Origin of the sequence: Clostridium disporicum, assembly GCF_001405015.1 — a bacterium.
Taxonomy (GTDB): domain Bacteria; phylum Bacillota; class Clostridia; order Clostridiales; family Clostridiaceae; genus Clostridium; species Clostridium disporicum_B.
The window spans coordinates 93,210-107,391 of the sequence record NZ_CYZX01000009.1 but is presented as its reverse complement, the minus strand read 5'-3'; the positions used below and the strand labels follow the sequence as shown (position 1 = coordinate 107,391).

4 protein-coding genes are annotated in these 14,182 nt (G+C 30.3%); all 4 read left to right on the top strand.

The annotated features are described in order from the left end of the window. Positions 1 to 50 precede the first annotated feature (50 nt). The 4 genes from ARA56_RS07695 (at position 51) to ARA56_RS07680 (ending at position 14,178) form a co-directional block, all read left to right on the top strand. A complete protein-coding gene (locus tag ARA56_RS07695) occupies positions 51 to 599 on the top strand; it encodes an immunoglobulin-like domain-containing protein (RefSeq protein WP_055265406.1) in 549 nt (182 codons plus the stop codon). Positions 600 to 846: 247 nt separating this feature from the next. Beyond that, positions 847 to 5,850, top strand: coding sequence for an immunoglobulin-like domain-containing protein (locus ARA56_RS07690; RefSeq protein ID WP_055265404.1), 5,004 nt, complete (start codon positions 847 to 849; stop codon positions 5,848 to 5,850). Positions 5,851 to 6,215: 365 nt separating this feature from the next. Next, the gene (locus ARA56_RS07685) at positions 6,216 to 12,167 is read left to right on the top strand and encodes a fibronectin type III domain-containing protein (protein WP_055265402.1); all 5,952 of its coding nucleotides are present in this window, start codon (positions 6,216 to 6,218) and stop codon (positions 12,165 to 12,167) included. 16 nt (positions 12,168 to 12,183) lie between these two features. Continuing rightward, positions 12,184 to 14,178: an immunoglobulin-like domain-containing protein gene (locus ARA56_RS07680; protein ID WP_055265400.1), complete on the top strand. Its 1,995-nt coding sequence runs from the start codon at positions 12,184 to 12,186 to the stop codon at positions 14,176 to 14,178. Positions 14,179 to 14,182 lie beyond the last annotated feature (4 nt).

Sequence of the window (14,182 nt, the reverse complement as noted above, 5' to 3'; positions counted from 1 at the left end):
AATGCCAATAAGTAAATTAAGATAAGTATTATGGTAAGGAAGCATTTTTAGTGAATAAGAAGGTTTATAGTAAATTTATAGTAGCAACTATAGTTATTATATTATGTTCAATATTAGAGACAAAAGCAAATGCAGATGAAGTTTTGGGGACTATAGAAGCAAATAATTCTAATATTAGTTTGCAAAATAACATAGAGCAATCAAATATTGATTTATCTAAGCTTAAGCCAGGGACATATGAGATAGAGTATATAGTCACAGATAATGATGGAAATAGAGTTGTTCAAAAGAGAAAAGTGACTATATTACCAAAGGATGAAGTAGTAGAAGTGGATGATAATTCTAATAACTATAAGGTAACTATAAATGAGTTATTTAATAGTGGTAATGAAACTGAGGATAAAGATAATTATTTACAAGAAGATGATAGTTATTTAGATACTAAAGAAAAAAAATATGTACTAGAAAAGGTGTTTTCTGGAGCGTATTTCACGGAAGATAATAAATGTAATAATATTATTTTAATCCTGATAATTCTAATAATATTTATATTAATATTACTGATTATTAAGAAAAGGATATTTAATAAGAAAAGTTAAGGTTTATATAGATATATAAACTAGACTCTAAGAATTAATTCAGATAAGTAAGAATAGAAGAAATTGAATATTCAATTCCTTCTATTTTTTTTTGAATTAATTTATATTATGCCAGAATGGTAATTAATATAATTTTATTGGCAAAAATTTTTAGAAAAATTTAGTTAAAAATGAACCATTTTCATACTAAAGATATCTTAGAAGTATAAGAGTAAAATTATGCACAATTTATAGGAGAAAATAATATATGCACAATAGGGTAAAAGCATTAATAGTTGCAGCAGTTTTTGCTACAAATAGTGTTTCGCCAACATTGAATGCTCTAGCTAATGAAATTGACAGAGATACAGTCAATGATGAAATAGTAAATACTGTGAATTTAGAAGAAAATGAAGAGTCAGAAGAGGAAGGTTCTTCAGTACCAGAAGAGGAAACTGAAGATGATTTAGTACCAGAAAGCGGTTTAGAAACAGAAAATGAAGAGCCGAAAGAGAAGACAGAAAATGATTCAGTATCAGAAGGTAATTTAAAAACAGAAAATGAAACTATTAGTGAAGAAACCGAAGTTAGCTCTAATTTAGAACAGGAAAATGTTACGGAAGAAAATTATGATATTTCAACTGCTGCAGTAAATAAATTAGAAATTAAACCTAATACAGGGCAGTTTGACTGGGGATATGATACCAGTAATGAAGTTGCAGTGTTTGTAGAATTTGATAATAGAAATAGCACAAAGACTATAGAAATAGAATTAGCAGAAGGTATGGCATTTGATAGATATCCAGTAGTAGGAACTCCAATTCACTCAGTAGAATATGGAGGTACAGAGGCAGATTTAGCAGTAATAGAGAAAGTTTTGGAGAGACCTAGTAAAGATAAAATTACAGGTAAGTATACTGGAAAATTAGTATATGAGCTTAAAAAAGGAGTACAAGTAGGAAATATTGTAATTAAGGTATCTGTAGATAGATATAAATATTATGGGCCAAAAGAAATAAGTGATGCTATTAAAGTCACGGTAAAAGAGGATAATGTAGAAAGCGGTTTAGCTGTAAGAAATGTAGAAGCTGTAAATAATAAGAAATTAGGTGAAAAAAATAATTCATTAAATTATAGTGGAACAGAAAGAACAGCTAAATTACAGCCAGGAGGAATTGGTAAGACATATAGTTATTTTAGAAATACAACATCAGGTGCACAAGATGATGATAACGGAATAAGAAGTTTTACATATATAAAAAATGCAGAACTAACAATGTATTATCCTGAAGACACAACATTTGTTGAAGTTAATAATGCACCAAGTGATGCTGTATGTGAACATTTTCCATTAGAAAATAAAGTTGTAATAAAGATGCCTAGTGCAACTATTAATAATAGTAATATTAGTTTATCTTATAAGGTAAATGAAAATGCTCAATTTGGAACTAAAGAAGCACCAAAACAAAATACTATGAAAGTTGAATTTTATGATGGTACGATTAAGGAGTTAACAACAAGTATAATAGATAGTGTAGAAGTAGTGGATCCTAAGTTGGAACAAGCTTATATAGAAATGTCTGTAGATACAGGTCATTATTATGATTATGCTGGGAAAAGTCTATCAATAGGTGGATATATATATTTAAAAAATAAAACTATTGTAGATTACAAAAACCAAATATTTGAGTATAAATTCTCGAATTGGAATACCAGAAAGGTTTTATTGCCATATGGTATGACTGGTATAACAAATATAAAATATAAGCTTTTTGGAGATTCAAAAGAATATGATGTAGATGATAGTAAAATTGCTATTTTTCAAAATGAGAAAAGATTAATAGATGCAGATGAATTAGGGGTGCCAGAAGGTGAGTTTTTTGAAGAGGTAATTTTTGAAGTAGAAAATATACCAGCAGGATTTGAGTATTCTAAGAAGGGAAGACACAATGAATTTGCTATAAGTTTTGGTGAATTAAAACCTGGGGCAATTGATGGAAGTACAACTATTTCTATATATCCAAAGGGGAATCCAAGTGTAGCAAAACCGATAGTTAATCAAATAAGAAGAGAATCTAAACCAGAGAACATAGCTGTATCATCAGGAAATACATCATTGAAGAATGAATTTGGAACAGATGTATTAAGTTCAACTACACAAAAGGTATTAAGAGCAAAAACTACATTTGACGCTAATAAAGGGTTTACTAGAAAATATAATTTATCAAATTATTTAGAAGATCCTGAGATAATTATAAGAATGCCAGAAGGATTCTATTTATCAAAAGGAACTATAAAATTAACTCAAGAAGGTGTTAAAAAAGACTGTACTATTATTGAGCATACAAGTAGGGTAGATGGAGCAACGATATATACACTTCAAACTAAGGATGTTAAGATTGGTGGATTTGACCCTGAAACTTTAAAGATAAATCCAGGAATTGATGTAGAGTTTGAATTTAATACATATTCTACTGTTAGTGGAAATTATGACTTAAATGAAATGATATTCATAGGTAAAAAAGGCTCTCATATAGATGAGATATATGCAAACTCAGGAATATTAGTTCCAATTGATAATTTTGACTTAATTCAAGGTGATACTTTAAATGGAACTCCTAGAGCTCTTGTGAGAACTAAGAGTAAGAGCTTTGATATAATAAAAACAAGTGATCTTGTTGTAACAACACATATTAGAGAGAACGGAAGCGATATTGATAAGCAACCTTATAATAAGGATGATGAAAGTACAGCTATACAAGTATCAAAAGAGACTCTTATAGATTATATACTTAGAATAGAGAATAATAATACAAAGGCAGCAAAGGATTTTGAAGTGTATATACCAATTCCTAAAAAGGGAGTATATATGGGACCTGAAGTTCAAATTGGCCAATTTAATTGGGATATGAAATTAGAAGGTAATCCTAAGCTTACAGCTAGTGATGATGCTGGAAACCCAATAGATACAACTAAGTTATTTGAAATTACATATGGGTCAAGTAATTTGGGGTTAAATTCATTTAATGATATATATACTGATGATAAAGATGTAATAAAAGTTAGAGCCAAAGAAGACATAGAATCAGGAACTATTGGAAAGATAAAATTCACTTTTAAAGCAGCAAGTAATGTATCTCAAGTTGAGATAGGCTCTCTTAATGTCTTTAATGCTTATTACCGTAGAAAATATGATGGCGGATCTATAGTAATGGTAGAGGGGAATTATGTAGGACTTAGATTAGCTATAGGACAAATTAAAGGAATAGCATTTTTAGATAAAGATAATGATGGATTATATAAGCAAGGAATAGATGAACCTTTAAGTGGGGTAGAAGTTCAACTGTGGGATAAAAATACAAATAACACTCTAGATACGACTACTACCAATAATCTAGGTGAATATAAATTTGAAGGCTTAGATAATGGAGAATATGAGGTAAGAATAAATAATAAGGGTGGAAGCCTTGATATAACTGACAAAGATGCTAGAAGATTTACAAAGCAGACAGCACTTTCAGGAGAGTCATATAAAAATGATTCAGATGTTGTAAGTGCAAATAATATAGATGGTGTAATATCTGTTAGTATACCGACTACATCACACTTATATGATGTTAATGATTATATGAATATTGGATTTATTGAGCCTGTTACTGTTGAGGTGAAAGATGATGGGAATGGAACGGTAAGTGGTAAAAATTCAGGAATCTATAAGGCTTGGCCTTTTACTGATATAGAGGAGCCAGAAAAAGTTGTAGCAAATACCGGATATACATTTGTTAATTACACAAATGAAGATACTGGAAAAGTATTTACTTTCCCAAGTCAAATAGATTCAAATATTACTATAAAAGCTAACTTTGAAAAGAAGTTATTTAAGGTAACTCTTAATGCTAATGGAGGTAATCCAGGAAGTACAGTAGAAAAGACTATACTTTTTGATGGATTAATAAAGGAATCATTAGATTTATTAACAGATGATGAGAAGCCAACAAGAGACGGTTATTCCTTTGTAGGATGGGCTAAAAAGCAAGATGGAACTGAAAAAATAACAGATACTGATAGAATGGAAGCTGCTGATTTAACTCTTTATGCAGTATGGGATGAAGCTCCAGTAATAAATATCGCAGGTGACTTAATAGTTAAAAAAGGTGAAAAAATTGATTATTTAAAAGGTGTAACTGTAGAAGATGAAGAAGATAAGGATTTAATAAACAATATTATAATTGGTGGACAGGATGTAGATAATGATACAGCAGGAAAGTACGAAGTAACTTATACAGTTAAAGATAGTGCTGGAAACGAAGTTACAGTAGAAAGAGTTGTAATAGTAGATGGGGCACCAGTAATAAATATTAAGGGAGATCTAATCATTAGAAAGGGTAGTCAATTTAATCTATTAGATGGTGTAACTGTAGAAGATAAAGAGGATATTAACCTAACAATAGAAGTAAGTGGAGATACAGTTGATGTAAATACACTAGGGGAGTATACAGTAACATATACAGTAAAAGATTCTGCAGGAAACGTAACTACACTAAATAGAATAGTAAAAGTAGTAACAAATGATTCTCCTATAATAATAGGTGGGGGAGATATAACTTTAAAGCCATCAGAGATAGAAAACTTTGATCCTATAGCTGACTTAGAAATAAATGATGACCATGATACATTAGAGGATATTACAATAGATGTAGTAATAACAGATGTAGAAAGTGGACAAATCGTAGATAAGATAAGTAAGCCAGCGACTGGACGAGAAAAGAGATTCAACTTATTAATATCTGTTACAGATACAGATGGAAATACTATAACATTAAATAGAGTAGTAAGAGTAACAAACTACGAACCAGTAATTGAAGGCCTAAATGATATAGTAATAAAAGAAGGTGAAACAGTTAATTTAATGGCTGGAGTAACTGTAACTGATATGGAAGATGGAGATATTACAAATAAGGTAATAATACCAACAGTAGATTTAAGTAAGCTGCCAGTTGGAGAACATGACATAGAATATACTGTAGTAGATATTGATGGAAACTTAATTACTATTAAGAGAAAAGTAGTAGTAGAAAAAGCAAATAAATCTGAAATAGAAATACCAGATGTTGAAGTAGATGAAGTTGTTGAAGAAAATGTACAAAGACCAGTGACAGAAGGAAATGTAGATAATCCTAATACTGGTGATAAAGGTGTGTTATCATATTTACTTATAGCTATGGCATCTGCAATAGGATTAGTTAAAAATAGAAAAGGTAAAAAAGAATAAAAGTTATATATTTACTTAAGTATTTATAAAATAAAATTTTGTATTTTATAATTTAAATTTCATTTTTATATTTTATAAAGAAATTTTATAAATGTTTAGGGTCAGTAATGGCCCTACTTTTACCTAAAAATCTACTCTTTGTATTATAAGTAGAATGATATTGAAGGACTTAATAAAATAAAAAAACATATAAACTATTTACAGATTTAATTTTAAATAAAAAGATAAGTTTGAAGAAAAAATTTAATTAAATAATAATTTTAGCTAATAATTACTGAAAATTATTGAGAATAACATCAAAAAATTATAAAATATGAAATGATACGATAAATTTTTTAGTATATTTTAGGAGAATGGGGAAAATAATGAATAAGAAGAAGATAATATCTAAAACTATTGCGACTGCATTAGCAACGACCAATTTAGCTACTTTATCTGCTCAAGCTGTTCATGCATTTGATAACAATGCTGATACGGTTAATGCTGATATTACTGCTGAAAATCAAGTTGAAGTTACTATTGAAGAAACAGATGTAATTGGTGAAGATACCAACTTTGAAGATTCTATAACAGAAGAAGAGGGAAAACAAGACATTGAAAACTCTTTAGAAGAAATAGTAACTCCTCTAGAAGAAGAAACTTCAGTTATTGAAACAGATGAAACAGTTGAGTCAAATGAATTAGTTGAGGAAATTAAAGCAGTTGAGTCAAATGAAACAATTACTGAGAAGGTTGCTTCTAAAAGCACTCCAAAATCTTTGGGGAAAATTGAATTTGATATTAATTTTCAAATGCCTATCAAGGCCAATACAGAAAGTGACATTAGTTTTACTATCTTTAAAGAAGGAACTAAAGTTGGAACTATATCAAAAATAAATGATATAAATGGAACATTTGATAATGGAGCATCTTATAAAATTGAAAAATTAAACTCCAAAAAGCAACCATTAGGGGATGGACAAAATGATGTTTATTTCTTACATGTAATAATAGAAGGTTTAGAACTAGGAGTTTATAGTGCAGAAATAAATGGTGAAGGTTACATAGATACTAAGGTAGATAATATAGAGATAATTAACTACTCTAAGAGAGTTATCTTAGGAAGTGGTAGCAAATCATCTTCAAGTTATAATGGAGTATTTTTAATTGGTGATGTAAACGGTGATGGAATAATAGATATGGGAGACTATAATCTAGTATTTGAAAACCTAGGAAAAGCTGATTCAAATGCTAAAGCTATATATGACTTAAATAAAGATGGTTATATAGATATTGCTGATTTAACTTATGTTAATGAAAACATTGGTGCTATTCAAGGAGCAGCAATAGTTGTAGATACAGATGCGATAATAAATCCGGAAAATATAATAATAACTGGAGAAAATATTTCACTACCAGATGGTGGGGATATTAAAGAAATATTAGTTGATACTGATAAACCTATAGCTATAGAAAGTGCTAATGGGCCTATATCAGAGAAAAATCCATTAAAGTTAGATTTTGATTTATCTAGTGTTTCTAGAAATAATGGCACTATTGATATGGAGCAAGTAGTAATAAAAGCCCCTAAGGTTTCTAACAATGAAAATGCGGGAGCTCCGTCTAAGGGTTGGATTACTTATATTGATGCTAATGGAAATGAGGAACAAATACCATTTGGAGATAATGAAGTTCAGATAGCGTCATATGGAATAGAAGAAAGTCAAGCTAGGGCTACTACTTCAGAAAATGGAGATATAGTCATAGATCTTGGAAAACAAGTTGCTGTTAAGAAAATATCTATTAATGTAACAGAAAACAGAGGAAATAAAAATATATCAGAGATTGCTAAGATAGAATTCTTAAATAATGTTTATAAAGAAATACCTAAGCCAGATATGAATAGACCTCAAATAAAGACTGTTGAAACTTGTACAAACCTACATGATGAAAGAATAACTTTAACATGGGAACCACAACCAAATGTAACTTCATATGAGGTTAAGTATGAAAAACTAGATGAAAATGGAAATGTAACTCAAACTAAAAAATTACAAACTAACAAAACTAGTTTGAATATATTAGATAAGGATATCAAGCCTTATGATTTATATAGAGTTAGTATCCAATCATTAAATGGTGATTGGGAAAGTGGTTATGAAGCTGAAACAGGTAAACCAGAAGCTCAAGGACATCCTGCATTTGATGGAATAGCTGATAATGTTGATGCTGATTTTAATCTAATTGATAGTTACTACAATGGAGATAAAGGTACAGTATCTGAGATAAGAGTTGTTCCTATACAGGCACCAGAAAAACCAAGAAATTTAACTACAGAACAAGGATTTAAATCTTTTACTGTATCATGGGAAAATCATCCTCAAGCTAGAGACTTTGATATTTATTATAGAAAAGTTGGTGATACAAATAAGAATTGGATAAAGGCAAATGAGGATAGAATAGAGGTAACAGAAAATAGTCCTGAAGTTACTAATCCAGATAAAAGTAAATTAGTTAGAAGTCATAGTTACGTAATTAATGGACTTGAAGATAACACAGCTTATGAAGTGAGAGTTACGGCTACAAACCATTTAGGAACTAGTAAGATGTCTGATACATATATAGCAAGTACAGTTACTACGACTCCACCAGAAATGACAGGGTACAAGCTTATAAATAGACCTACAGATGAAAATGAAATTGGTACTACTCATATTATTGATGTACGTAATAAGCTAGATGCTGATGGATGGGCAAGTAGTGATTCAGCTTTACAGTATGATTCTGAGTATGCATTAGTTGATGGAGATTTTACTACTGAATGGAAAGTTAATGACTGGGATACAGGAGCTAGCTATTGGGCTGATAGAGGTTCAGAGATTACATTTGATGATACTTATACAATAGGATCAATAGGAATAGGACGAACTTTAGAAAAAGGCAATTATATGGGCTTATATAAAGTTAAGGTTACTTATTGGGATGAAAATGGTGATAAACAAGTAGTTTATACAGAATCAGTAACTGAAAAGTCTTCTAATGGACATAATTATTATATTGTAAAATTAAAAGAACCAATAACTACAAATAAAATAAAGGTAGATACATCTGGATATGCTGGAAGTATACAAAGAATATCAGAACTTAAATTCTATGAGTATGATAGTTTAGCAGATGATATAAAAGATTTATACGAAGATGATTTAAGATTAGTTCTTAAAGACACTGTTACTCAAGATATGTTAGATGAGCTAGCAGAGAGATTAAATACTCCAGACCCTATATGTGGTGAATATCATCCAGAGAAGTCTGTTTTAGAAAAAGAATTAGATATTGCACAAAAGTTATTTAATGATAAGGGAGTATCAGAAAAAATAACAATACTTGATGCAAGTATTAGAACTGATAATGAAGGTCCATCTTTAGGAATGGAAAATAGTTATCAATCTTTAGGAAGTGTTGCAAGACCTTCAGTTGATGATGATGGAACAGCTAAGCAAATAACAGTATACATGGGTTCGTCTGACCCTAATACAAAGGTTGATATAGTATTCTTACAAAATTATGGACAACCAGGAGAATATATAAGTAAGGTATACACAATATCTCCAGGTAGAACTGAAATAACTATTCCGACAATTAGTACTGCTGATGTAGAAAAAGGTGGACAAGTTATGGCTAGAGTTACTCAAGGTTCTACAACTGCAGATGTACAGATACGTTTAAGTGGAGTTACTGAAATTCCTCATTTAAATGTTAATAACTTAATAAATGATACTTCTAAAGAAAATGAAGTTAAGGATAAAATTAGAACTTATATTTCAGAATTAAAAACATATATGTCAGATATTAAGACTCTTTATCCGACACAAGTTAGTGATGAAGATAAGGTAAAGAATATATATCTTTATGATGAGCAAACATCACCTTTAAACACAACAGATATTGAAGGAGATAGATTCACTCTTACTTTACCGGCATCAGAAATATTAAAGGGTATAGAAAGTGGCTTAGAAGGTAATACAGAAGCTCAAGTAGAGAGAGTTTACAATGCACTTTTAGCTTGGGAACAAGAAGTACAAGTTGGTTTTGCTAAGAAAGGTGTATTTGAAGAAGTTCAGGACTTCAATGGAAATGGCACAATTGATGAGGAAGATAAAGCATACTTCAGAAAGCACAGAGCACCACTTACAAGATTAAATATTAAATATCAAAGAATGATGATGGGGGCAGCGGCATATGCATCAAGCCATCATATCGGTGTTGGATTTGGTTCAGCACACTATATTCAAGGTGTTCCTTACAAATTTGATGATGCAGGAAATGTTATAAATGCTGATGAAGCTAAGCTTTATGGAGGGTTAATAGGCCATGAAATGGGTCACTGTATGGATATTGGAGATAGACTTTATCCAGAAACAAGTAATAACTTAATGACAGCAATAACAGGAACTATGTTAGATGAAGATAGTCCATATGCTTCAGCAATGGATGATTTATATAAAAAGGTAACTTCAAATACTTTAGGATTATCTACTGATAGAACTGTTGTAGTAAACATGCTATGGCAACCATATTTAGCATATGAGGATGACAGTACTTATAAGATGTTATTTACAGATAATGATGCAGATTTAAGTAATGACTCATACTATGCAAAATTAAATAGAGCATACAGAGAAATGACACCAGAAGAAAGAGCCAATGGAGATAGAGACCAATGGTTAATAAGAATGTCTTCAAAAGCTGTAGGAAAAGATTTAACTGACTTCTATGAAGCTCATGGAATAGTAGCAAATGCGACAACTTTACAATATGTAGCTCAATTCCCTAAAGAGACTAGAAAGATTCAATATATTAATGATGAAGCTAGAAGAAGAAGAATGGCAGGAACTGCAGATATGGCTCGAGGAACTACACTTTCAGCAGAGTTTGGAACAGATTCTAAGGGCAATCTAATTACAGATGGTTCTTATGTAAATGATAAAAATGTTACTATAAACTTATCCGTAGATAAGAGTGATGATAATATTCTAGGATATGAAATTTATAGAAATGGTAAACCGTGTGGATTTATTCTAAGAGATAAAGATAATAAGGAAACTATCTATACTGATGTTGTTGATAATATTAATAACAGAGTAGTTACTTATTCAGCAATAGCTTATGACTATAACTTAAATCCAACAAATACTGTAGAATTAGGAACTGTTAAGGTAAGACATGATGGTGGAATTGCTAAGTCTAATACTATATTAACTACTAATACTATAAGTATAGATGAAGCACATAATGATATTCATTCATGTGAAGGAAATGAAGATTTAATACTTGCTTTAGATGACGATAATACTACTGCTTACGAAGGTAGAATGTTAAGTAAATCAGAGTATAATAATTCTGTTCACGGAGTTGAAATGAATCCAAATAACAATCCGTATTTAATATTAGATACTACAGAAATTAAGACTTTAGTTGGTATTAAATATACAGCTCCTACAACTACATCAGGTTTCATATTTAAGAAAAATGCAATAGCAGATTCGGCTTTAAATAAATATAAGATTGAAGTAAGTAAAGATGGAGTTAACTGGACAACAGCTAAAGAAGGAACTTTAAGCTTAAGTGTAGATAACCCTACAGCTACAATATACTTTGATAAAGAAGGGGTTACTGGTGGAAATCAGCTTAATTCATATAATGCAAGATATGTTAAGATTACTGCTTTAGGAACTAAGAATATATCTGCAGCTGAATTAGAACTTCTAACTCCTCCAGGGGACAACATAGAAATTGGAGTATCTAAAGATAACATTAATTACGAAAATGGTATTGGAATATTAAAAGAAAAATTTGTTTATGTAGTTGATAATCCAGATACTGATGAAAATGAAGAAAAATCAATACCAGCAGGTTCAATAATAATAACTGGTGAGTATAGAGGAAATCCTGCATTTAATGTGCCTTTAGTTTTAAATCAAAATGAAGAGCATATTGCAGATAATTATAATGGAATACTTATGGCTGAGGTACCTGATAATGCTGACTTAGAAGAAATAGCTGAAGGAACTTGGATTTATTGGGTAGAGCCACAAGATGCAACGACATTTATGAATGATAATGAAAAGATATTTGCAGAACTTTACAGAACTGATAGTGCAGATGCAACTGAAGGTGGACAAAGATTGGTAAGTGATACCTTCAAATTAGAAGTACCAGATGTATTACCGGAAATAAGCTTAAGTGGTGAAAATAGTACGAGAACACTAACTTCTAAAAATATGAGAGCAATAGAACTTGATGAGGCTGTATTAAATAGAATTACAGATAAGAGATAATTATAAGGAGAATAGCATGAGAAAGATAAGTAGTAAGAAAAAGATTATATCTTTATTTGTAGCAGTTATTGCTGTTATAGGAGCATTTATATATACAAAAAGTAGTTTAGCAAATGCAAATTCTGATCAAGATCAGGCTAATGCTTCTGTAAATCTGAATGTTGAAAAAGTTGATAAAGATACAGTTAAGATTTCATTAGATAACTTAGTACCAGTTGTAAAATCATTACAACTGGGAGTTAAGATTGATGGAGATGTAACTTTTGCAGAAGATACTATAAAGTGGTTAGTATCTTCTGACGATAAAGATTTAAAGAGTAATGTTAAGATAAGTAGCGATAAGAAATCTATGGATATTTTTGTAGTTTCTACTGAAGCTTTAGACAAAGAGGCTGGGAAATTAGAAATATTAGAAATTGATATGAATAAAGTTGAAGGAGGATCTTTAAAATATAAAATCACTCCTAGTAGCGATGAAAATGGAATAGCTTATAGTTATTTATTAAATGATACTAACAAGCAAGTAAGTGGCAATGATATAGTAAATATAGATAATAATGTATTAACTTTAAATTCTGCACCTAAACTAGTGCTTGCAAATCATCCATCTGTTATTGAAGGTAAGATAGTAATATCTAAAGATGATAACTTTGAACCTCTTGACTATGTTATAGCAACTGATGATGAAGACGGTGAAATAGATAAATCTAGAATTACTGTAACTAAGAATGAAGTTAAGACTGATAAAGTTGGTTCATATAATATAAGCTATTCAGTAGAGGATAGTGAAGGTGAAGTAGCAACATTAGATACAACTGTAATTGTTGAGGCAAAACCAACGGCAGATGTTCAAAAGCCAGTAATAAAAGTAACTAATAAAACTATTAATACTACTCTTGGTGAAGAGGTTGATTTATTAGAGGGAGTTAGTGCTCTTGATTATTTAGGTAGAGAAATTCAAGTAGAAGTAAGTGGAGATTATGACTTTAATAAAGCTGGAACTTACACAATACAATATAATGCTACTGATAGATTTGGTAATAAAGCAGATGAAGTAACAGCAACTTTAGTAGTAGAGGAAAAACCTGAAGTGCCAGTAGAACCAGAAAAACCAGAGATTCCAGGTGAACCAGAGAACCCAGGAAATCCAGGGAATCCAAGTGAGCCAGATGTTCCAGAGGTTCCGGAAAATCCAGAAAAGCCTGAAATATCTTTACCAGATGATATAATTAATGTTGGTGGTAATGGAACAGAAGAATCACCAATGACTTATAAGATAGAGAATATAGAATCATTAAATCAATTTGTTGAACAAGTACAAAATAAATATAAAGTTGTGGTATTAAATAGAACTGTTTTAAATGATGGAACTCAAAAGTATTCTATTAGATTAGATAAGAAAGGAATTATAGCTAGATTATTAGAAAGAACAAATAGTCATTATGTTGCAGTTATAGTTCCAAATACTGATGAATTTAATAGTGTATTCTCTAAATTAGATAAGGATGATAAGGAAGCACCAGTAATAGAGTATAATGGACAGTTAAATATAACACTTGAAAATGGGGCAAACTTTGAAGTTCCAGAAGTTACTGCTAAAGATAACTTAGATATAGATGTAGCAGTAAAAGTTGTTATAATGGATAGCAATGGTAAAGTTATAGAAAAGATAGACACAACTAAATCAGGTAAATATACAATAACATATACTGCTGAAGATGAAAGTGGAAATAAAGCTAAAGAATTAGTTATTACAGTTATTGTAAATGAAATTAATGTGGATTCACAACCACCAGTTGATGAAAATAAACCAGGAACACCAGTTAATCCAGAAATTCCAGGACAATCTGAAAACACAGAAAAACCATCAGAAGGGTCAAATGTATCAGAGAATAGTGGAAATAATGATTTACCAACAACAGGACAAGGTGTTTATTTTGGAATAACAATTATAATTGGGATTATAATAATTGGTAGTGGAATATTTATGTTTTCTAAAAAGAAAAAATAATTCT